We start from the raw sequence: 20,261 nt of genomic DNA on the forward strand, positions 1-20,261 counted from the left end.
TTCTTTTGGGATCCTTTGAAGCGATCAGCGCTTTGAAACCGGGATGTAATCGCGCTTCGGTTCGCCGACATAGAGCTGGCGCGGACGGCCGATGCGCTGTTCCGGATCCTCGATCATCTCGTTCCACTGCGCAATCCAGCCGACGGTGCGGGCGAGCGCGAAGAGCACGGTGAACATGGTCGTGGGGAAGCCCAGCGCCTTCAGCGTGATTCCGGAATAGAAGTCGATGTTCGGATAGAGCTTCTTCTCGATGAAATATTCGTCGGTGAGCGCGATGCGCTCCAGCTCCATGGCCACTTCGAGCAATGGATCGTCCTTGATGCCGAGTTCGCCGAGCACTTCATGCGTCGTTTTCTGCATGATCTTGGCGCGCGGATCATAGTTCTTGTAGACACGGTGACCGAAGCCCATCAGGCGGAACGGATCGTTCTTGTCCTTGGCGCGGGCGACATATTCCGGAATGTGGTCGACCGTGCCGATTTCCGTCAACATGTTGAGGGCTGCTTCGTTGGCGCCGCCGTGGGCGGGGCCCCAGAGGCAGGCGATGCCGGCGGCGATGCAGGCGAACGGGTTGGCGCCCGACGAACCGGCGAGACGGACGGTCGAGGTCGAGGCGTTTTGCTCGTGATCGGCATGCAGGATGAAGATGCGGTCCATGGCGCGGGCAAGCACCGGATTGACCACATATTCCTCGCAAGGCACGGCAAAGCACATGCGCAGGAAGTTCGAGGCATAGTCGAGGTCGTTCTTCGGATAAACGAAGGGCTGGCCGATATGGTACTTGTAGGCCATGGCGGCAAGCGTCGGCATCTTGGCGATCATGCGCAGGCTGGCGACCATGCGCTGGTGCGGATCGGTGATGTCGGTGGAGTCGTGATAGAAGGCCGACAGGGCGCCGACACAGCCGCACATGACGGCCATCGGATGCGCATCGCGGCGGAAGCCGGTGAAGAAGCGGCTCATCTGCTCGTGCACCATGGTGTGGTGCGTGACGCGATAATCGAAATCCTTCTTCTGCACGGTGGTCGGCAGTTCGCCGTAAAGCAGCAGGTAGCAGACCTCGAGGAAGTCGCCATGCTCGGCGAGCTGCTCGATCGGATAGCCGCGGTGCAACAGGACACCTTCGTCGCCGTCGATGTAAGTGATTTTCGATTCGCAGGATGCCGTCGAGGTGAAACCCGGATCGTAGGTGAAGGAAGCCGTATTCTTGTAGAGGGCACCGATATCGATGACGCTCGGGCCGATCGTGCCGCTTTTGACAGCAAGGTCGACAGACTTGTCACCGATTTTTATTGTAGCGCTTTGATCCGTCATGCTGATCCTCCGAAATGGCGGTGGCGCCATAAAAGCGCCATAGGGGTTAAGCGTCCTCACCGATAGCTATATGATCGCGAAGCTAATGCCAAGTTACCGTGACGGCATTTTGTGCATTGCGGTATCACCTTTTAGGCACTGCAGCGATGAGCCGCACGCATATCGGAAGCCGATGATTCAACTCGTCTTTTGGCGCTTGCGATTTTCCCTCGTATTTCAATCGATTATGCTTGCCGGATTTGATCGGAGGTTGCATTCTGGCCGCCTTCGCAGCTGGGCTTGGGCGGCACATGCAGGAGTTGACCACAGTCGAATTGCGGCCGGAAGCAGGCGAAGGCCTCGCCGACTCCGCCGGTTTTTCTCCACCTGTCATGGTGAAGCGCCCGACAAGAACGCAGTCGACGAGCCCCTTGCGGCACCGGCTGCCGGCAGCAGCCTCGCAATCGCTGCGTATCGGCATGGGCATGCTGAGCGAAGAGGCGGACCACGGCCGTCTGCTGCTGGTCTCGCCTGTCTTCCTCGGTGCCGGGTCAGCCTTCTGGTTTCTCGCGGCATCGGACTTTCCGCTCGTTGCATCGCTGCTCTGCCTGTTGCTGCTGATCGTCGCCGTTCTCATCGCCAGCCGCAGCCGGGCGGCATTGCGGGCAACGCTGCTGGCGCTTGCACTTGTGGCCTGCGGCATGGCCTCCGCGCAGCTCGAGAGCTGGCGGGCTTCGACCGTGATCCTCGATTCCGCCGTCACGACGACGGTGACCGGCCGTGTGGAACGGCGCGAAGGCGACGGTCGCGGCCGGTGGCGCTACATTCTTGCCGTCATCGGTACGGAGGCGCCGGAAGTGAAGCGGTCGCCCGAACGCATAACCGCGATCACCCGCGGCGCAGACGCGCCCTTCGAGATCGGTGATATCATAACCGGCAGGGCGCGGCTGACGCCGCCGGCAGGTCCAGCACTTCCTGAGCTCAACGACTTCTCCTTCGGTGCCTATTTCGATGGCATCGGCGCGAACGGCTTCTTCTACGGCGCGCCGTCGAAGGTCGACTGGCAGGCAGGTCCGCAGGCGGCAAGATCGACGTGGGAAGCTCTGCTCGAAGGGCTCTACTGGCTGCGCAGCGGCATTGGCGACCGCATAAGGTCGATCTTGCCTGGCGACACCGGCGCTTTCGCCGCTGCTCTGGTGACGGACGAGCGGCGCGCCATCTCGAATGAGACGACGGAAGCGCTGCGCCAGTCCGGCCTGGCTCATATCGTCGCCATCTCCGGCCTCAACATGGCGCTGTCGGCCGGTATCTTCTTCGTTGGGTTCCGGATGTTGCTCAGCCTCTTTCCCGGCGTCGCTGAGGCCTATCCGACGAAGAAGATCGCTGCCGCCGGCGCGCTCATCGCCGTGACCGCCTATTTCCTGATCTCGGGCTTTGGGGTCTCTGCCGAACGCGCCTTCATCATGATGGCCATCATGTTGATTGCCGTCTTCTTCGACCGGCCGTCGATCAGCCTGCGCAATGTCGCGCTCTCCGCGCTCGTCATCATCGCCATTTCGCCGTCCGAGGTCTTGGGTCCGAGCTTCCAGATGTCCTTTGCAGCGACATTGGCGCTGGTCTCGGGCTATCAGCTATGGAAGGACCGGCGCGTCCGCGAAAACGCCTTCCTCAAGCTGCCGATCATCAGGCCGATCGTTACGGTTGCGGGTTTCTTCGGCGGCGTCTTCCTGACGTCGCTGATCGGCGGCTTTTCAACCGCGCTGTTTTCGATCGAGCATTTTCATCGCCTGACCGCCTATGGCCTGCCGGCAAACCTCGCGACGATGCCGATCATCTCCTTTATCGTCATGCCGGCCGGGCTGCTGGCGATGCTGCTCATGCCTTTCGGTCTGGATGTTTGGGCCTGGAAGGTCGTCGGATTCGGCCTCGATCTGGTGATCGCAGTCGCAAAGACGGTGTCCGGCTGGGGCGGCAATATCGACGTTGGCCGCTTGCCCGCCTGGTATTTCGCCGTCGCCGTGGCAGGCTTTCTTCTGCTGACGCTGCTCCGGACGCGACTGCGCCATTCCGGCACATCGATCATCGCAGTCTCGACGCTCCTCCTGTTGCTTCTACCGGTTCCCCGGCTGCCGGATCTGGTAATTTCGGAGGATGGCAATCTCGTCGCGGTCGTCGAGGCGGCAGCCATGGCGTCCAACCGTGAACGACCGCCGGATTTCATCTTCGACCAATGGCAGAGGGCGCTGGTCCTGCCGACGCATGATCCGCCGAAGATGCTGGATGGTCCTGCTATCCCGCCGGAGGGAGAAGACCGCCGCGTCAGGCTTTCCCGCGATCAGCAGACCGAAGCGAGGACCGCGATGCGTGCAGCCGCAGCGGCCGGTGAAGCAAACCGCTTTTCCTGCGTCAAAAAGGCCTGGTGCACATCAAGGCTTGGCAATGGCCAGGTCGTGGCCGTCATCGACAATGCCGCCTATCTCGGCCCCGCATGCGACGCCGCCGATATCGTCGTGACGTCGGTCCGCCTGCGCTTCAACAGCTGCCGCTCAGGTGCGACGCTCTTCACCGGTGAAACGCTGCGCAGGACCGGTTCCGTCGAGTTGCGCTTCACGAACGCCGGCCTGGAGGTGGCAACCGCATTCGATGCATTGTCGCGGCCATGGATGCGCCATCGCGCCTATGACTGGCGCAGCAATAGTTTTACCGAGCCCGGTTTAGCCAAGGTCAGTGATAGCGGCGAATAAGACCGACGAGCTTGCCCTGAACCTTGACACGGTCCGGCCCGAAAATCCGGGTCTCGTAAGCCGGGTTGGCGGCTTCGAGCGCAATCGAGGCGCCCTTGCGGCGGAAGCGTTTGAGTGTCGCTTCCTCGTCGTCGACGAGAGCAACGACGATGTCGCCAGGACTTGCGGTGCTGCCGTTGCGGATGATCACGGTGTCGCCGTCAAAGATGCCGGCGTCGATCATCGAATCGCCCTTCACCTCCAGCGCATAATGTTCACCGGAGCCGAGCATGTCGGCCGGAACGACGATGTCGTGGGTGTTGTTCTGGATCGCCGAGATTGGAACACCGGCGGCGATGCGCCCCATGACCGGCACGGAGACTGAGTTGCCGTTGTCGGCGACGGGTTTTGCGGCAGCGGGGGCGGCGACCGGCTGGGGCTTGCCGAGGCTGCCCTCGATGACGCTCGGCGAAAAGCCGCGCCGCGGCTGGATGCTGGGGCTGTAGGCCTCCGGAAGCTTGATGACCTCGATCGCGCGGGCCCGGTTCGGTAGGCGGCGAATGAAGCCACGTTCCTCGAGCGCTGTAATCAAGCGATGAATCCCGGACTTCGAAGCGAGGTCCAGGGCATCCTTCATTTCGTCGAAAGATGGCGGAACGCCGGATTCCTTCATGCGCTCATGAATGAAAAGGAGAAGCTCCTGTTGTTTGCGCGTGAGCATCGACGTTGTGACCTCGTGATTGAAACAAATCCAGAACAGACACTATATGTTCCATATGTGTTCCGCAAGTAGCTAAATTTCCGTAAAACTTGGCACCAACTCGTCGAGATTCTTATTTTCATTCGCCGGATTGGACACATGTCTTGCATTGAGGGTGGCGCTGTCGCACATCTCTTGCCGATTTGAGGAGGGATATGATGAACACGCATTCCACCAAACCGTACCCGCTGGATCATGTCGTGCTGCCGGTCGTCGACATCGATCTGGCGCGCGAAAGGCTCGGCAAGCTCGGCTTCACCGTTGCCGCCGATGCGCGCCACCCCTTCGGGACGGAGAATGCCTGCGTCTTCTTTGCCGACAAGACCTATCTGGAGCCGCTCGGGATCGCGAGCGTCGAGGAGAGCGAGGCATCGGCGCGACGAGGCAATGTCTTCACCGCTCGCAACCGGGCTTTCCGCTTCCGTTGCGGCGCGGAGGGGCTTTCGGCGGTGGCCTTCGGCAGCAAGGATGCCGGCATCGATCATCAGGATTTCGTCGGCAACGGGTCGAGCGCCGGGGAGATGCTGCAGTTCACCCGGCCGATGACGATGCCGGACGGCTCCGAGACGATTGCCGGCTTCAAGCTGGCTTTTGCCGGCGACCTGCGCGCGCCTGATCTCTTGCTCTTCACCGTCGAGCGTATCAATCCGCTGCCGGCCGACCGCGCCGCGCTGGAGACGCATGCCAATGGCGTGACCGGCATAACGGAGATCGCGCTTTGCGCGCCGGAACCGGCCGCATTCGCTGCCTTCGTCGGCCTTGCAGCGGCGCAATCGGCAGTCGAGAAAACCGGTTTCGGCGTCAATGTCGCGGCGTCGAATGCGAAAATCGGTCTGATGACGCCGGAAGGGCTGGAGGCCTATTTCGACATCGCCGGCTCATCCGCAGATCGCGGCCTGCGCGGCCGGGCAATCCTCTTTGCTGTTGCCGATCTTGCCGTGACAGAAGCGCATTTGGCTGCTAACGGGGTGACATACACGCGCAAGAACAATCGCATTCTGGTGAAGCCCGCGCCCGGGCAGGGCACGCTCTTCGCCTTCGAGGAAACACGATGAGCATTGATACGAATTCCGACGTCAGGGTCGGCGAAGGCCAAGGCCAGGTCACCTTTTCCAATACCGGCCGCCTGTCGCTGATTGCCGGTCCCTGCCAGATGGAGAGCCGCGACCACGCCTTCATGGTTGCCGGCACGCTGAAGGAGCTTTGCGGAAGGCTCGGCATCGGCCTCGTCTACAAGAGTTCCTTCGACAAGGCGAACCGGACCTCGCTCTCGGCCGAACGCGGTATCGGGATCGAAAAGGGCATGGAGGTCTTTGCCGACCTCAAGAAGGAATTCGGCTTTCCCGTCCTGACCGACGTTCATACCGCCGAACAATGCGCCGAGGTGGCAAAGATCGTGGACGTCCTGCAGATCCCGGCCTTCCTTTGCCGCCAGACCGACCTTCTTATTGCCGCGGCCAAGACCGGCCGCGTCGTCAACGTCAAGAAGGGCCAGTTCCTCGCTCCCTGGGATATGAAGAACGTCCTGAAGAAGCTCAATGCCAGCGGGAACCCGAACGTGCTGCTGTGCGAGCGCGGCGCCTCTTTCGGTTACAACACGCTGGTTTCCGACATGCGTTCGCTGCCGATCATGGCGGCGATGGGCGCCCCCGTTATCTTCGATGCGACCCATTCCGTGGCGCAGCCGGGCGGGCAGGGCGAATCCTCCGGCGGTCAGCGGGAATTCGTGGAAACGCTGGCGCGCGCAGCGGTGGCTACCGGTATCGCCGGCGTGTTCGTCGAAACCCACCAGGACCCCGACAATGCACCTTCCGACGGCCCCAACATGGTCTATCTCAAGGACATGCCGCGGCTGCTTGAAAAGCTACTCGCCTTCGATGCGGTCGCCAAGGCTTGACGTTCAACAGCCTGACATGATCGTGCTATAGGCGAGATCCGAACACGGTCCGAAGGGCTGGAAATTGCAGCATTGTAATTTGCACGCCTTCGACTAAGACAGGTTTCGAACCGATTTATCACCCACCGAGCAGGAAGAACCCATGACTGCAATCACCGATATCATCGCCCGCGAGATTCTCGATAGCCGTGGCAACCCCACCGTCGAAGTCGATGTCTATCTCGAAGATGGCAGCATGGGCCGCGCGGCCGTTCCCTCGGGTGCCTCGACGGGCGCGCATGAGGCGGTCGAACTGCGCGACGGCGGCAAGCGCTACCTGGGCAAGGGCGTCGAAAAGGCGGTCGAAGCCGCCAACACCGAGATCTTCGACGCGATCGGCGGCATCGACGCCGAAAACCAGATCCAGATCGACAACATCATGATCGAGCTGGACGGCACGCCGAACAAGTCGCGCCTGGGCGCCAACGCCATCCTCGGCGTGTCGCTCGCCGTCGCCAAGGCTGCCGCCCAGGCGTCCGGCCTGCCGCTCTACCGCTACGTCGGCGGTGCTTCCGCCAGCCTGCTGCCGGTGCCGATGATGAACATCATCAACGGCGGCGCCCACGCGGACAACCCGATCGATTTCCAGGAGTTCATGATCCTGCCGGTCGGCGCCGATTCGATCGCCGAAGCCGTGCGCATGGGTTCGGAAGTCTTCCATACGCTGCGCAAGGAGCTTGCTAGCCAGGGCCACAACACCAATGTCGGCGACGAAGGCGGTTTCGCACCGGGTCTGAAGAGCGCGCCGGAAGCCCTCGACTTCATCATGAAGTCGATCGAGAAAGCCGGCTACAAGCCGGGCGACGACATGTGCCTCGGCCTCGACTGCGCCTCGACCGAATTCTTCAAGGACGGCAAATACGTTCTCGAAGGTGAAGGCCGCACGCTGGAATCGGGCGCCATGGCCGAATATCTGGCCGAGCTCGCCGGCAAGTATCCGATCATCTCGATCGAGGACGGCATGGCCGAAGACGATTGGGACGGCTGGAAGACGCTGACCGACCTGGCTGGCAAAAAGACCCAGCTCGTCGGCGACGATCTCTTCGTCACCAACTCCGCCCGTCTTCGCGACGGCATCCGCATGGGCGTCGCCAACTCGATCCTCGTCAAGGTCAACCAGATCGGCACGCTGACGGAGACGCTCGATGCCGTCAACACGGCGCACAAGGCGGCCTATACAGCCGTCATGTCCCACCGCTCCGGCGAGACCGAAGATTCGACCATCGCCGATCTCGCGGTCGCCACCAACTGCGGTCAGATCAAGACCGGCTCGCTGTCGCGCTCCGACCGCCTTGCCAAGTACAACCAGCTGATCCGCATCGAGGAAGGCCTCGGCCCCCAGGCCCAGTATGCCGGTCGCTCGATCATTCGCGGCTGATCGGATCTGATTTCCAATGGCTTGACCCGCGCCTTCCCGTGAACAGACCCCCGAAGGTTGGATGTCCAACTTTCGGGGGGTCAGTTCACCGGCGCGGGTTTTTTATTGCGCGGTTTTTAGAGTCAACGAACGGTTAATCTCTGCGCGTTAGATTGAACGAATTGGTAATGCGTTCAAGAGCATGCGTGTATGTGGACAAAGCATCATAAGAAGAGAAAGATCGGTCGCTTCGTCATTCCGGCCATGACGGTCGCCTTCCTCTCCTATTTCGGTTATCATTGCATCCATGGCGATTACGGCCTGCGCGCGACGGAGACGTTCGAGCATCAGCGTGTTGCGCGTGAAAAAGAGCTTGCAGTCTTGAAGGCGAAGCGCGAACATCTGGAAAATCAGGTCGCGCTGCTGAGTGACGGTTCGCTCGACAAGGATATGTTGGACGAAAAAGCGCGTTATCAGCTCAACATGTCGCGTGCGGACGAGATCGTCGTCTTCAACCATTATTCCAATTAACCGAAAACAGGTTAATTGAAATTTTCATAGTTATTTCCATAGCTTAGCACCGAATACGAGCCATGCAATTATGGCATTGCTGTGGTCATGTTTCTTCCCTATGGTACGCGCCACCAAGAAACGACAAACCCATAGGGAGGGTTGAATGGCGCCGCGAAAGACCGCGACCGTTTCCAGCCGCAAAACTGCAGCAAAACCGGCAGCCAAAGCATCGAATGGCGGCCCGGTAGCCGACTTCGATCGCAATGAAGAGCTGAAGGCCTATCGCGAGATGCTGCTGATCCGCCGCTTCGAGGAGAAGGCCGGTCAGCTTTACGGCATGGGCTTCATCGGCGGCTTTTGTCACCTCTACATCGGTCAGGAAGCTGTCGTCGTCGGCATGCAGATGGCGCAGAAGGAAGGCGACCAGGTCATCACCGCCTATCGCGACCACGGCCATATGCTGGCAACCGGCATGGAAGCGCGCGGCGTCATGGCGGAACTGACCGGGCGTCGCAGCGGCTATTCCCACGGCAAGGGCGGCTCGATGCACATGTTCTCGAAAGAGAAGCATTTCTACGGCGGTCACGGCATCGTCGGCGCCCAGGTCTCGCTCGGAACGGGTCTTGCCTTCGCAAACCGCTACCGCGGCAACGACAATGTTTCCATTGCCTATTTCGGCGACGGCGCTGCCAACCAGGGCCAGGTCTACGAGAGCTTCAACATGGCGGCTCTTTGGAAGCTGCCGATCGTCTATATCGTCGAGAACAACCGTTACGCCATGGGCACCTCGACCGCCCGCGCCACAGCGCAGTCGAACTATTCGCTTCGCGGATCCGGCTTCGGCATCCCCGGCATTCAGGTCGACGGCATGGACGTCCGCGCCGTCAAGGCGGCCGCCGACGAAGCGCTCGAACATTGCCGTTCCGGCAAGGGCCCGATCATTCTCGAAATGCTGACCTATCGTTATCGCGGTCACTCCATGTCCGACCCGGCGAAGTATCGCTCCAAGGACGAGGTGCAGAAGATGCGCTCCGAGCATGACCCGATCGAACAGGTGAAGGCACGCCTCGTCGAAAAGGGCTGGGCTTCCGAAGACGATCTGAAGGCGATCGACAAGGATGTCCGCGACATCGTCGCCGACAGCGCCGACTTCGCCCAGGCCGATCCGGAGCCGGATGTATCCGAGCTCTATACCGACATTCTGCTCTAATCGGGGAGGGAACCCATGCCTATCGATATCCTCATGCCCGCCCTCTCTCCGACCATGGAAGAAGGCACACTGTCCAAATGGCTGAAGCAGGAAGGTGACAAGGTCACCTCAGGCGACGTGATCGCCGAAATCGAAACCGACAAGGCGACGATGGAAGTCGAAGCCGTCGACGAAGGCGTCATCGGCAAGCTTCTGGTTCCTGCCGGAACCGAAGGCGTCAAGGTGAACGCCAAGATCGCCGTTCTCCTGCAGGACGGTGAATCCGCATCCGACATGTCTGCGTCCGCTCCGGCAGCAGCGCCGGCTCCTGCTGCTGCACCGCAGGCCGCGCAGGAGGAAAAGCCGGCTGCAACTCCGGCATCCGCACCTGTTCCGGCCGAGCCGAAAGCCCAGGTGCAGAACGATCCGGAAATCCCGGCCGGCACCGAAATGGTGTCGACGACCGTGCGCGAAGCGCTGCGCGACGCCATGGCCGAGGAAATGCGCGCCGACGAAAACGTCTTCGTCATGGGCGAAGAAGTCGCCGAATACCAGGGCGCCTACAAGGTCACGCAAGGGCTGCTGCAGGAATTTGGCCCCCGCCGCGTCGTCGATACGCCGATTACCGAGCATGGCTTTGCCGGCGTCGGCGTCGGTGCAGCCATGGCCGGCCTTCGGCCGATCGTCGAGTTCATGACCTTCAACTTCGCCATGCAGGCGATCGACCAGATCATCAACTCCGCCGCCAAGACGCTTTATATGTCCGGCGGCCAGATGGGCGCTCCGATCGTCTTCCGCGGCCCGAATGGTGCAGCCGCTCGCGTCGGCGCCCAGCACAGCCAGGATTATGCTGCCTGGTATAGCGCCATTCCCGGCCTGAAAGTCGTCATGCCCTATACGGCATCCGACGCCAAGGGCCTGCTGAAGGCTGCAATCCGCGATCCGAACCCGGTCATCTTCCTCGAAAATGAAATTCTCTACGGTCAGCACTTCGACGTGCCGAAGCTCGACAATTTCGTGCTGCCGATCGGCAAGGCCCGCATCCATCGTCCGGGCAAGGACGTCACGGTCGTCTCCTTCGGCATCGGCATGAGCTATGCCACCAAGGCTGTCGCCGAACTCGAGAAGATCGGCATCGACGTCGAGCTGATCGACCTTCGCACCATCCGCCCGATGGACCTGCCGACTGTCATCGAATCGGTGAAGAAGACCGGCCGTCTGGTCACCGTCGAGGAGGGTTATCCCCAGTCCTCCGTCGGCACCGAAATCGCCACCCGCGTCATGCAGCAGGCCTTCGACTATCTCGATGCGCCGATCCTGACGATCGCAGGCAAGGACGTTCCGATGCCTTACGCCGCCAATCTCGAAAAACTCGCTCTTCCGAACGTCGGCGAAGTGGTCGATGCGGTGAAGGCTGTTTGCTACAAATAAGGGGAGGGTGTTTCGATGCCGATCAATATCACGATGCCCGCCCTCTCTCCGACCATGGAGGAAGGCAATCTTTCCAAATGGCTGGTCAAGGAAGGCGACAAGGTCAAGTCTGGCGATGTGATCGCCGAGATCGAGACCGACAAGGCGACGATGGAAGTCGAAGCCGTCGATGAAGGCACGGTCGCCAAGCTCGTCGTTGCCGCCGGCACCGAAGGCGTCAAGGTCAATGCGCTGATCGCGGTTCTCGCCGCCGATGGCGAGGATGTCTCCGCTGCCGCAAGCAGTGCGGGTTCCGCCGCTCCGGCACCGAAAACTGACGGTGCAGCCGCGCCGAAAGCCGAGGCTGCACCGGCTCCGGCCCAGTCTGCTCCGGCTGCTGCACCTGTAACCACCGCCGCGCCCGCCGCGGTTTCGTCTCATGGCAACCGCACCTTCTCTTCGCCGCTCGCTCGCAGGCTGGCCAAGGAAGCGGGTATCGACCTTTCGGCGGTCGCAGGCTCCGGCCCGCACGGCCGCGTGGTCAAGAGCGACATCGAAATCGCCGTTGCCGGTGGTGGCGCCAAGGCCGCTGCTGCGCCTGTATCCGCGACCGCCGCGCCGGCTCCGGCCGCCGCACCGAAAGGCGCGTCCGAAGAAGCCGTGCTCAAGCTCTTCGAACCAGGCTCCTACGAGCTTGTACCGCATGACGGCATGCGCAAGACGATCGCCAGGCGTCTGGTCGAATCCAAGCAGACGATCCCGCATTTCTACGTCAGCCTCGATTGCGAGCTCGATGCACTGCTGGCGCTGCGCGCCCAGCTGAACGATGCGGCCCCGCGCAAGGACAACGCTCCGGCCTACAAGCTCTCGGTCAACGACATGGTCATCAAGGCCATGGCGCTGGCGTTGCGCGACGTTCCGGATGCCAATGTCTCCTGGACCGACAGCAACATGGTCAAGCACAAGCATGCCGATGTCGGCGTCGCGGTCTCGATCCCCGGCGGCCTGATCACGCCGATCATTCGCAAGGCCGAGGAAAAGACCCTGTCGACGATCTCCAACGAGATGCGCGATCTCGGCAAGCGGGCCAAGGACCGCAAGCTGAAGCCTGAGGAATATCAGGGCGGCACCAGCTCAGTCTCCAACATGGGCATGATGGGCGTGAAGAACTTCGCGGCCGTCGTCAACCCGCCGCATGCGACGATCCTCGCGGTCGGTGCCGGCGAACAGCGGGTCGTCGTCAAGAAGGGCGAAATGGCGATCGCCACCGTGATGTCAGTCACGCTCTCGACCGACCATCGCTGCGTCGACGGCTCGCTCGGCGCCGAGCTGCTCCAGGCCTTCAAGGGCTACATCGAGAACCCGATGGGCATGCTTGTCTGATAGCGGCGCGGAGGCGGAAATGACCAAGACCGTTCTTTGCTATGGCGACTCGCTGACCTGGGGTTATGACGCCGAGACGATCGGCCGTCATGATTACAAGAATCGCTGGCCGAGCGTGCTTCAAGCCGCGCTCGGCAGTGAGGCGCGCGTCATCGCCGAAGGCCTGAACGGTCGCACGACCGCTTTCGACGACCACCTGGCCGATTGCGACCGCAACGGTGCGCGCATCCTGCCGACGGTCCTGCAGACGCATGCGCCGCTCGACCTCGTTGTCCTTCTGCTCGGCACCAACGACATGAAGCCGGTTGTGGCGGGTTCGGCCTTTGCCGCATGCCAGGGCATCAGCCGGCTCGTGCGGCTGATCCGCAATCACGCCTGGCCCTTCGAATTCGATGGGCCGGAGATTCTGATCGTGGCGCCGCCGGCGATCCGTGCGACGGGCAATGTGCCCTTCGCCGCGTCGTTTCCCGGCGGCATCGAGGAATCGGCAAAGCTTGCAACGCTTTATCGTGATCTTGCCGACGAACTCGGTTGTGGCTTCTTCGACGGCAATTCCGTCGCCAAGACCACACCGATCGATGGCATCCATCTCGATGCGGAGAATACGCGTGCGCTCGGCCGCGGGCTGGAATCAATCGTGCGGATGATGCTGGGGATCTGAGCATGACCTCCTTCATGAGCGAGGACGAAGCCGTCGGCAGCTGGCGGAATGCTGTCATTGGCGAGGTCGCGGGTGTGGCTTCGGACGCGGGCTGCTGGACGACCAGATCGAAAGGACGGATCGGCGGCCCGTCAGCCTGATCACCGCAAGGGACAACGAAGCGGCTTTGTCGCTTTATGCAAGAAACGGATTCCTGGAGGCTGCGCGCGCCGATGCCGTGCCGCTCTTCGAAAACAGCAAGAGACACGCGTGGGTGCTCATGACCCGCAGCGCAGCGTAACAAAGGGCAGGAAACACATGGCTGAATCCTACGACGTCATCATCATCGGCTCGGGTCCCGGCGGCTATGTCGCCGCCATCCGTGCCAGCCAGCTCGGACTCAAGACCGCGATCGTCGAGCGCGAGCATATGGGCGGCATCTGCCTGAACTGGGGCTGCATACCCACAAAGGCGCTGCTGCGCTCGGCCGAGGTGCTCGACCATGCCAATCATTTCAAGGATTACGGCCTCGTTCTCGAAGGCACGGTCAAGCCGGATGCCAAGGCCGTCGTCGGCCGCTCGCGCGCCGTTTCCGCCCGTCTGAATGCCGGTGTCGGCTTCCTGATGAAGAAGAACAAGATCGACATCATCTGGGGCGAGGCGAAGATCACCAAGCCAGGTGAGATCGTCGTCGGCAAGCCGTCGAAGCCGGTCGTCGAGCCACAGCATCCGCTGCCGAAGAACGTCAAGAGCGGCGAGGGCACCTATACCGCCAAGCATATCATCATCGCCACCGGCGCCCGCCCGCGCGCGTTGCCCGGCATCGAGGCGGATGGCAAGCTGATCTGGACCTATTTCGAGGCACTGAAGCCGGATGTGCTGCCGAAGTCGCTGATCGTCATGGGCTCTGGCGCGATCGGCATCGAATTCGCCAGCTTCTATCGCTCGATGGGCGTCGACGTGACGGTCGTCGAAGTCATGCCGACCATCATGCCGGTCGAGGATGCCGAGATCACCGCGATCGCCCGCAAGCAGCTTGAAAAGCGCGGGCTCAAGATCTTCACCAGTGCCAAGGTCACCAAGGTCGAGAAGGCCGCCGACAGCGTCACCGCTCACGTCGAGACGGCTGATGGCAAGGTGCAGCAGATCACCGCGGACCGGTTGATTTCGGCCGTCGGCGTTCAGGGCAATATCGAAAACCTCGGTCTCGAGGCGCTCGGCGTCAAGACAGACCGCGGCTGCGTCGTCATCGATGGCTATGGCAAGACCAATGTCGCCGGCATCTATGCGATCGGCGATGTCGCCGGCCCACCGATGCTGGCGCACAAGGCAGAGCATGAGGGCGTCGTCTGCGTCGAAAAGATCGCCGGCCTCCCGAACGTTCATCCCACGGACAAGGGCAAGGTCCCGGGCTGCACCTATTGCAATCCGCAGGTCGCCTCCGTCGGCATCACCGAAGCCAAAGCCAAGGAACTGGGCCGCGACATCCGCGTCGGCCGCTTCTCCTTCGCAGCGAACGGCAAGGCGATCGCGCTCGGTGAAGATCAGGGCATGGTGAAGGTGATCTTCGACAAGAAGACCGGCGAGCTGCTTGGCGCCCACATGGTCGGCGCCGAAGTCACCGAGCTCATCCAAGGCTTCGTCGTCGCGATGAATCTCGAGACGACCGAGGAAGAACTGATGCACACGATCTTCCCGCATCCGACCGTGTCGGAATCGATGAAGGAAGCGGTGCTCGATGCTTACGGCCGCGTCCTGAACGCTTGATAATTTCCGATCCCGCCCTCTATGTCCGGAGGGGAAAGCCACTCCGAGGGTGGAAAAAACGAAAGGAAATCATCATGTCTATGGAGACGCAGGCGTTGCTGGTATTTTTGTTGATCGGCCTGGTTGCAGGCTTCCTCGCAAGCCTGGTCGTCGGTGGCGGTGGGCTGATAAGATGCCTGCTGAGCGGCATCATCGGCGCTTTCGTCGGCGGTTATCTGTTCAGTGCACTCGGCATTTCGCTGGGCATTGAAAACGCGCTAGTCGTGCAGATCATCCACGCGACGGTCGGTGCCATTATCGTGGTTCTGATCGCAAGAGCGGTCGCTTAAGGGTCAAAAGAGGGCAGGGCAGGAATGGAAGGCGTCGGCTGGGTTTCGGCAATCATCATCGGCGGTCTTGCAGGCTGGCTCGCCGGCAAGCTGATGGAAGCGCGATACGGGATTTTCCTGAATATCGTGCTCGGCATCGTCGGCTCGGTCGTCGCAAGCGCCATCCTCGCGCAGTTTCATCTCGAGGTGGTCGGCGGGCGGCTTGGTTACTTCGTGACGGGTTTCCTCGGCGCCTGCTTGTTGATATTCCTTGCGCGGCTGGTGCGGCGCTAGATCCGAATGAGATTTGCCGCATAGGGGCGATAGAAAGCTGAAACTGCAATGGTGACCATCCTCGATACGATCAATCCCGACGCCAAGCGCGTGCGGCATCCGGAGAAGGCGCATCGGCCGGACACGGAAGTCATGCGCAAGCCGGACTGGATTCGCGTCAAGGCGCCGACCTCCAAGGGTTATGCCGAGACGCGCGCGATCGTGAAGGAGCACAAGCTCGTCACCGTCTGCGAGGAGGCCGGCTGCCCGAATATCGGCGAGTGCTGGGACAAGAAGCATGCGACGTTCATGATCATGGGCGAGATCTGTACCCGCGCCTGTGCCTTCTGCAACGTCGCCACCGGCAAGCCAAATGCGCTCGATATGGCCGAGCCCGAGAATGTCGCCAAGGCGGTCAAGCAGATGGGCCTCAGCCACGTCGTCATCACCTCGGTCGACCGTGACGACCTGGAGGACGGCGGCGCCGAGCACTTCGAAAAAGTGATCTGGGCAATCCGTGCCGCCTCGCCGATGACGACGATCGAGATCCTGACGCCCGATTTCCTGAAGAAGCCGGGTGCGCTGGAGCGCGTCGTCGCCGCCAAGCCCGACGTCTTCAACCACAATATGGAAACGGTGCCCGGCAACTATCTGACGGTTCGCCCTGGCGCCCGTTACTTCCATTCCGTCCGCCTGCTGCAGCGGGTGAAGGAACTCAATCCCACCATGTTCACCAAATCGGGCATCATGGTTGGTCTCGGCGAAGAGCGAAACGAAGTCCTGCAGCTGATGGACGATCTACGCACCGCCGATGTCGACTTTCTGACGATCGGCCAGTACCTGCAGCCGACCCGCAAGCACCACAAAGTCGAAAGCTTCGTCACTCCCGACGAGTTCAAGTCGTACGAGACGGTCGCCTACAGCAAGGGCTTCCTGATGGTCGCCTCCAGCCCGCTGACCCGCTCTTCCCACCATGCCGGCGACGACTTCGCCCGGCTGCGGGCGGCGCGCGAAAAGAAGCTGCTGATCGCCGCTGAGTGAGATTTGGCGCTTGCTTTATCAGACTGCTGATAAAGTCGACCAACCATGCTTCGGCTGCTCGAGCTGGTGCCGCGGTTGCCCTGTTCGCGCCAATGGCTGCCCCTCACCCTAACCCTCTCCCCGTAAACGGGGCGAGGGGACGTGCCCTGCGAGAAGTGGGCGAGGGACGGAGAGGTCGCGGCATATTCCCTTCGCCCCGCAAGCGGGGAGAAGGTGCCGGCAGGCGGATGAGGGGCCGGCCTCGCCGTTCTCCTCGGCCGAGGTGTCGTATCTTGAGGGCGACGATGAAGGTCAAATTCGGTTTGAAGTCGACGCTGATCGAAGCCGACCGCATCCTGGTGATTGGCTGCCCCGGTAGCGGCAAGAGCACGCTCGCAAAGCGGCTTTCGCGAGCGCTCGGCCTTGGCTATATCTCCATGGACCGCGACTTTTACTGGCTGCCGGGCTGGAGAAAGAGGCCGCGCGACGAGATCGACCGCCTGATCGCCAAGGCCGTGGCGGAAGAGCGCTGGATCATGGATGGAACCGGGCTGAACTCCTTCGATCTTCGCCTGCCACGCGCCGACGCCGTCATTTGGCTTCGGCTACCGAGATATGCATGCCTTTACGGCGCCATATCGAGAGCGTTCCGTTATTTCGGGCGCAACCGCCCCGAACTGCCTGCCGGCTGCCCTGAACATCTTTCGCTGGGCGCGCTTGCCTATATCTGGAATTTCGAGCGCGATGCCGCCCCCTTGATCGAAGCGGCACTTCGGGATCATGGGCTTACAAATGCCACTGTCACCATAAGATCACGCGAAGCAGCTGGCCAGCTGGCCGCCCTTCGCACGTAGCAGCGAAGCGCAGGCGCCGGCCGAGGGAGTTGCATGATGGATCAGAAAGTAGAGCTGCCGCTGCGTCAGCAGATCACCGATCTTAAACAGGCTGCGGAGCATATCCGTACAGCCAGCCGAATCCTCGTCGTGGGCTGCTCGGGCGGCGGCAAATCCACGCTATCGCTGAAGATCGCCAAGGGCTTCGGGCTTTCCTACGTTTCGCTCGATCGCGACGTATTTTGGCTTCCCGGCTGGGTCACGCGCGACAGGGCCGAGCAGAGAAATATCATCGCCAGCCGGATCCTCGAAGAGCGTTGGATCATGGACGGCACGAACCCGTCATCCCTGGACATTCGGCTGCCACGCACCGATTTCGTCGTCTGGGTCCGGATGCCGCGGCTTGTCTGCGTCTGGGGCGCCATCAGCCGATGGGCGAAATGGATCGGCCGCACTCGCCCCGAAATGGCGCCGGGCTGTATCGAGAAGATCGATTTGGAATTCCTCCGCTTCATCTGGACCTTCGAGGAGAAATTCGCGCCGCGCCTCGTCGCCGGCATCGCCGAGCACGGCTCTGACGTGCCGGTTCTTCAGCTAAAATCCCGCCGCCAGATGCGCGAGCTTCTTGATCTTCTCGGCCGGCCCGCTTAATTGCCGACTATGCCGCAATTCGAAACACACCGTCCCGTCCCGCATTCGCCCGAGCAGATGTTCGACCTCGTCGCCGACGTCGAGCGCTATCCGGAATTCCTGCCGCTTTGCGAAGCGCTCGCCATCAGGAGCCGCAAGGAGCGCGACGGCAAGATCCTGCTCGTCGCCGACATGACGGTCGGCTATAAGGCGATCCGCGAGACCTTCACGACCCAGGTGCTGCTGAACCGGGCCGAGCACGTCATTGAGGTCAAATATATCGATGGCCCGTTCAAATATCTCGACAATCGCTGGCATTTCGCCGAGACGCCGTCCGGCGGCTGCACCGTCGATTTCTTCATCGATTACGAGTTCAAGAGCCGTATTCTCGGCGCGTTGATGGGCTCGATGTTCGACCGCGCTTTCCGCATGTTCACCGAAGCCTTCGAGACCAGGGCAAACAGGATCTACACACCGGCTTGATGAGCGAACCGGCCTCAGGCAGCAAGAAGCGAGCGCACCATCTCCAGCGCCATCCTGATCGTCGCTAGCCGAACCTCGCTGCGGCCGATATCGCCATAGTGCATTTTCCGATGGATGAGCGCGCCGGCGCGCGATTTGGCGGCGAGGTGCACGAGGCCGACCGGCTTTTCGGCGGATCCGCCGCCGGGGCCGGCAATGCCTGTGACGGCGACGGCGATCTCGGCGCGTGAGCGGAAGAGGGCGCCATGCACCATCTGCCGCGCCGTTTCCTCCGAGACCGCGCCGAAGCGCGAGAGCGTTTCCGCCTGCACGCCGAGCATCTCGATCTTTGCGCTATTCGTATAGGTGACGAAGCCGCGGTCGACGACGGCGGACGAACCCGAAATCTCCGTCAGCGCCCCGGCGATCAGGCCGCCGGTGCAGGATTCGGCGGTCGAGACCATCAGCCCTGCAGCCGTGAAGTCACGGATGATCGCCTCCGCCGTGGAAATGATATCTTGAGGAAAAAGGCTCATCCTTTCCTCCCGCGATAGACGACGGTGGCAGTCGCGATCGCCGCGATGCCTTCGCGTCGGCCGACGAAGCCGATCGTCTCGTTGGTCGTCGCCTTGACCGAGCAGCGCTCGATATCGATTCCGAGATAGTCCGACAGTTTCGCCCGCATGGCGTCTCGATGCGGGCCGACTTTCGGCGCCTCGGCGATCAGCGAGACGTCGGCATTCATGATCGTGCCGCCGCGCTCGCGCACGATCCGGGCGGCATATTCGATGAATATCCGCGAAGCTGCACCCTTCCATTGCGGGTCGGACGGCGGAAAATGATCGCCGATATCGCCGGCGCCGCAGGTGGCGAGCAGCGCGTCCGTCAGCGCATGCAGCGCAACGTCGGCATCGGAGTGTCCTTTCAGCTTCTGGTCATGCGGAATGAACACGCCGCAGAGCGTCACGCCATCGCCGGCGACGAGCTGGTGCACGTCGTAGCCGTTGCCGGTGCGCACGTCCGGAAGCAGCGACGTCGACAGCTTGTCGTCGGCCATGGCAATATCGTTCTTGACCGTCAGCTTGACGTTGTCGGCCGTGCCCTCGACGATCGTCACCGGAATGCCCAGCCATTCGGCGATCGAGGCGTCGTCGGTGAAATCGCCTCGACCGCTCGCGGCTGCCTTCTCATGCGCATCGAGGATCGTTTCGAAGGCGAAGGATTGCGGCGTCTGCGCCGCGTAGAGATGCTCGCGGGACACCGTGGTCAGCACGGTGCCGGCATTATCGGCGCGTTTCAGCGTGTCGGTGACCGGGATCGCCGGCAGGACCGCCTGGGCTCCGGCGCGAAGGCTCGCGGCAATGCGATCGAGCAGCACATGGTCGAAGAAAGGTCGCACGGCATCATGGATCAGCACGTGACTGATGTGCTTGTCCTCGAGGTATCTGAGGCCTGCCAGGACGGATTGTTGCCTCGTTGCACCCCCATGCACCGTTTCGATGGGCGTTGCCGAGATGATGTGGCGGAAGGCTCTCGCAAACAGCGCCTCGTCATCTGGATGAATGACCACGACGATCTCAGTTGCCGCTTCCCATGTCATGAAGTTTTCAAGCGTATGCACGATAACCGGTTTGCCGCCGATCATGCGATACTGCTTGGGGCCTTCCTTGGAGGATCCTGCGCGCTCGCCGCGGCCGGCGGCAACGATGACAATTCCAGCCGATATCGGTTGCTTAGAAGGCATTTGCAGCATAAATCCCCTAA

General features: G+C 61.7%; 20 protein-coding genes and 1 pseudogene. 17 read left to right on the forward strand and 4 right to left on the reverse strand.

Features of this window, described 5'->3' with window-relative positions; translation table 11 throughout:
• Window positions 1-24: 24 nt before the first annotated feature.
• The gene (gltA, locus tag ACIPSK_RS03185; RefSeq protein WP_017964153.1) at window positions 25-1,314 is read right to left on the reverse strand and encodes a citrate synthase; all 1,290 of its coding nucleotides are present in this window, start codon (window positions 1,312-1,314) and stop codon (window positions 25-27) included.
• 290 nt (window positions 1,315-1,604) lie between these two features.
• On the opposite strand from gltA, the gene ACIPSK_RS03190 reads away from it, so the two are divergent.
• A complete protein-coding gene (locus tag ACIPSK_RS03190; protein ID WP_162118770.1) occupies window positions 1,605-4,037 on the forward strand; it encodes a ComEC/Rec2 family competence protein in 2,433 nt (810 codons plus the stop codon).
• Here the strand turns inward: ACIPSK_RS03190 and lexA are convergent.
• Window positions 4,018-4,737 (reverse strand): transcriptional repressor LexA, encoded by a 720-nt coding sequence (gene lexA / locus ACIPSK_RS03195; RefSeq protein WP_162118769.1) that lies wholly within the window; start codon window positions 4,735-4,737, stop codon window positions 4,018-4,020. The two genes, ACIPSK_RS03190 and lexA, sit on opposite strands and share 20 nt — an antisense overlap.
• A gap of 197 nt (window positions 4,738-4,934) precedes the next feature.
• Here lexA and ACIPSK_RS03200 point away from each other — a divergent pair, with 197 nt between their 5' ends.
• The 16 genes and pseudogenes from ACIPSK_RS03200 (at window position 4,935) to ACIPSK_RS03275 (ending at window position 18,518) form a co-directional block, all read left to right on the forward strand.
• Window positions 4,935-5,831, forward strand: a complete 897-nt coding sequence (locus tag ACIPSK_RS03200; protein WP_162118768.1) for a VOC family protein — start codon at window positions 4,935-4,937, stop codon at window positions 5,829-5,831.
• Window positions 5,828-6,673, forward strand: coding sequence for a 3-deoxy-8-phosphooctulonate synthase (gene kdsA, locus ACIPSK_RS03205; RefSeq protein ID WP_162118767.1), 846 nt, complete (start codon window positions 5,828-5,830; stop codon window positions 6,671-6,673). Before ACIPSK_RS03200 ends, kdsA begins: the two co-directional genes overlap by 4 nt.
• Window positions 6,674-6,815: 142 nt before the next feature.
• On the forward strand, window positions 6,816-8,090 hold the full coding sequence (gene eno / locus ACIPSK_RS03210) for a phosphopyruvate hydratase (protein ID WP_017964157.1): 1,275 nt from the start codon (window positions 6,816-6,818) through the stop codon (window positions 8,088-8,090).
• A gap of 189 nt (window positions 8,091-8,279) precedes the next feature.
• The gene (locus ACIPSK_RS03215; RefSeq protein ID WP_017964158.1) at window positions 8,280-8,600 is read left to right on the forward strand and encodes an FtsB family cell division protein; all 321 of its coding nucleotides are present in this window, start codon (window positions 8,280-8,282) and stop codon (window positions 8,598-8,600) included.
• 145 nt (window positions 8,601-8,745) lie between these two features.
• Entirely contained in the window at window positions 8,746-9,792 is a 1,047-nt protein-coding gene (gene pdhA / locus ACIPSK_RS03220) for a pyruvate dehydrogenase (acetyl-transferring) E1 component subunit alpha (protein ID WP_024320711.1), read from the forward strand.
• Between the two features lie 15 nt (window positions 9,793-9,807).
• Window positions 9,808-11,202 (forward strand): pyruvate dehydrogenase complex E1 component subunit beta, encoded by a 1,395-nt coding sequence (locus tag ACIPSK_RS03225; protein WP_162118766.1) that lies wholly within the window; start codon window positions 9,808-9,810, stop codon window positions 11,200-11,202.
• Window positions 11,203-11,217: 15 nt separating this feature from the next.
• Window positions 11,218-12,564 (forward strand): pyruvate dehydrogenase complex dihydrolipoamide acetyltransferase, encoded by a 1,347-nt coding sequence (locus ACIPSK_RS03230; protein ID WP_162118765.1) that lies wholly within the window; start codon window positions 11,218-11,220, stop codon window positions 12,562-12,564.
• Between the two features lie 19 nt (window positions 12,565-12,583).
• Entirely contained in the window at window positions 12,584-13,225 is a 642-nt protein-coding gene (locus ACIPSK_RS03235) for an SGNH/GDSL hydrolase family protein (protein ID WP_162118764.1), read from the forward strand.
• 67 nt (window positions 13,226-13,292) lie between these two features.
• Window positions 13,293-13,505, forward strand: a pseudogene (locus tag ACIPSK_RS03240) (GNAT family N-acetyltransferase); the annotation flags it as partial.
• 17 nt (window positions 13,506-13,522) lie between these two features.
• Complete coding sequence (lpdA, locus tag ACIPSK_RS03245) at window positions 13,523-14,971, forward strand: dihydrolipoyl dehydrogenase (RefSeq protein ID WP_162118763.1); 1,449 nt, start codon at window positions 13,523-13,525, stop codon at window positions 14,969-14,971.
• 74 nt (window positions 14,972-15,045) lie between these two features.
• On the forward strand, window positions 15,046-15,300 hold the full coding sequence (locus ACIPSK_RS03250) for a GlsB/YeaQ/YmgE family stress response membrane protein (protein WP_003539329.1): 255 nt from the start codon (window positions 15,046-15,048) through the stop codon (window positions 15,298-15,300).
• Between the two features lie 24 nt (window positions 15,301-15,324).
• A complete protein-coding gene (locus tag ACIPSK_RS03255) occupies window positions 15,325-15,573 on the forward strand; it encodes a GlsB/YeaQ/YmgE family stress response membrane protein (protein WP_162118762.1) in 249 nt (82 codons plus the stop codon).
• A 48-nt stretch (window positions 15,574-15,621) separates the two neighbouring features.
• Window positions 15,622-16,593 (forward strand): lipoyl synthase, encoded by a 972-nt coding sequence (gene lipA / locus ACIPSK_RS03260; RefSeq protein WP_162118761.1) that lies wholly within the window; start codon window positions 15,622-15,624, stop codon window positions 16,591-16,593.
• Between the two features lie 284 nt (window positions 16,594-16,877).
• A complete protein-coding gene (locus ACIPSK_RS03265; RefSeq protein ID WP_162118760.1) occupies window positions 16,878-17,426 on the forward strand; it encodes an AAA family ATPase in 549 nt (182 codons plus the stop codon).
• Between the two features lie 33 nt (window positions 17,427-17,459).
• Entirely contained in the window at window positions 17,460-18,056 is a 597-nt protein-coding gene (locus ACIPSK_RS03270) for an AAA family ATPase (protein WP_162118759.1), read from the forward strand.
• A gap of 9 nt (window positions 18,057-18,065) precedes the next feature.
• Window positions 18,066-18,518, forward strand: coding sequence for a type II toxin-antitoxin system RatA family toxin (locus ACIPSK_RS03275; protein ID WP_017964167.1), 453 nt, complete (start codon window positions 18,066-18,068; stop codon window positions 18,516-18,518).
• Between the two features lie 14 nt (window positions 18,519-18,532).
• On the opposite strand, the gene ACIPSK_RS03280 is transcribed toward ACIPSK_RS03275, so the two are convergent.
• Window positions 18,533-19,033 carry a CinA family protein gene (locus ACIPSK_RS03280; RefSeq protein ID WP_162118758.1) on the reverse strand — a complete coding sequence of 167 codons (501 nt, stop codon included), beginning with the start codon at window positions 19,031-19,033 and terminating at the stop codon, window positions 18,533-18,535.
• The gene (locus tag ACIPSK_RS03285; RefSeq protein ID WP_162118757.1) at window positions 19,030-20,250 is read right to left on the reverse strand and encodes a bifunctional 2-C-methyl-D-erythritol 4-phosphate cytidylyltransferase/2-C-methyl-D-erythritol 2,4-cyclodiphosphate synthase; all 1,221 of its coding nucleotides are present in this window, start codon (window positions 20,248-20,250) and stop codon (window positions 19,030-19,032) included. The genes ACIPSK_RS03280 and ACIPSK_RS03285 overlap by 4 nt, the downstream gene beginning before the upstream one ends.
• Window positions 20,251-20,261: the final 11 nt, after the last annotated feature.

The sequence above is a fragment of the Rhizobium sp. LARHSG275 genome (genome assembly GCF_052871115.1).

Coding starts and splice junctions, on each gene's coding strand:
- ACIPSK_RS03275 (WP_017964167.1), top strand. CDS start 18,066: ATGCCGCAATTCGAAACACACCGTCCCGTCCCGCATTCGCCCGAGCAG.
- ACIPSK_RS03265 (WP_162118760.1), top strand. CDS start 16,878: ATGAAGGTCAAATTCGGTTTGAAGTCGACGCTGATCGAAGCCGACCGC.
- ACIPSK_RS03250 (WP_003539329.1), top strand. CDS start 15,046: ATGTCTATGGAGACGCAGGCGTTGCTGGTATTTTTGTTGATCGGCCTG.
- ACIPSK_RS03235 (WP_162118764.1), top strand. CDS start 12,584: ATGACCAAGACCGTTCTTTGCTATGGCGACTCGCTGACCTGGGGTTAT.
- ACIPSK_RS03200 (WP_162118768.1), top strand. CDS start 4,935: ATGAACACGCATTCCACCAAACCGTACCCGCTGGATCATGTCGTGCTG.
- lipA (WP_162118761.1), top strand. CDS start 15,622: ATGGTGACCATCCTCGATACGATCAATCCCGACGCCAAGCGCGTGCGG.
- gltA (WP_017964153.1), bottom strand. CDS start 1,314: ATGACGGATCAAAGCGCTACAATAAAAATCGGTGACAAGTCTGTCGAC.
- lexA (WP_162118769.1), bottom strand. CDS start 4,737: ATGCTCACGCGCAAACAACAGGAGCTTCTCCTTTTCATTCATGAGCGC.
- ACIPSK_RS03285 (WP_162118757.1), bottom strand. CDS start 20,250: ATGCTGCAAATGCCTTCTAAGCAACCGATATCGGCTGGAATTGTCATC.
- ACIPSK_RS03270 (WP_162118759.1), top strand. CDS start 17,460: ATGATGGATCAGAAAGTAGAGCTGCCGCTGCGTCAGCAGATCACCGAT.
- ACIPSK_RS03255 (WP_162118762.1), top strand. CDS start 15,325: ATGGAAGGCGTCGGCTGGGTTTCGGCAATCATCATCGGCGGTCTTGCA.
- ACIPSK_RS03230 (WP_162118765.1), top strand. CDS start 11,218: ATGCCGATCAATATCACGATGCCCGCCCTCTCTCCGACCATGGAGGAA.
- ACIPSK_RS03280 (WP_162118758.1), bottom strand. CDS start 19,033: ATGAGCCTTTTTCCTCAAGATATCATTTCCACGGCGGAGGCGATCATC.
- ACIPSK_RS03190 (WP_162118770.1), top strand. CDS start 1,605: ATGCAGGAGTTGACCACAGTCGAATTGCGGCCGGAAGCAGGCGAAGGC.
- lpdA (WP_162118763.1), top strand. CDS start 13,523: ATGGCTGAATCCTACGACGTCATCATCATCGGCTCGGGTCCCGGCGGC.
- ACIPSK_RS03215 (WP_017964158.1), top strand. CDS start 8,280: ATGTGGACAAAGCATCATAAGAAGAGAAAGATCGGTCGCTTCGTCATT.
- kdsA (WP_162118767.1), top strand. CDS start 5,828: ATGAGCATTGATACGAATTCCGACGTCAGGGTCGGCGAAGGCCAAGGC.
- ACIPSK_RS03225 (WP_162118766.1), top strand. CDS start 9,808: ATGCCTATCGATATCCTCATGCCCGCCCTCTCTCCGACCATGGAAGAA.
- pdhA (WP_024320711.1), top strand. CDS start 8,746: ATGGCGCCGCGAAAGACCGCGACCGTTTCCAGCCGCAAAACTGCAGCA.
- eno (WP_017964157.1), top strand. CDS start 6,816: ATGACTGCAATCACCGATATCATCGCCCGCGAGATTCTCGATAGCCGT.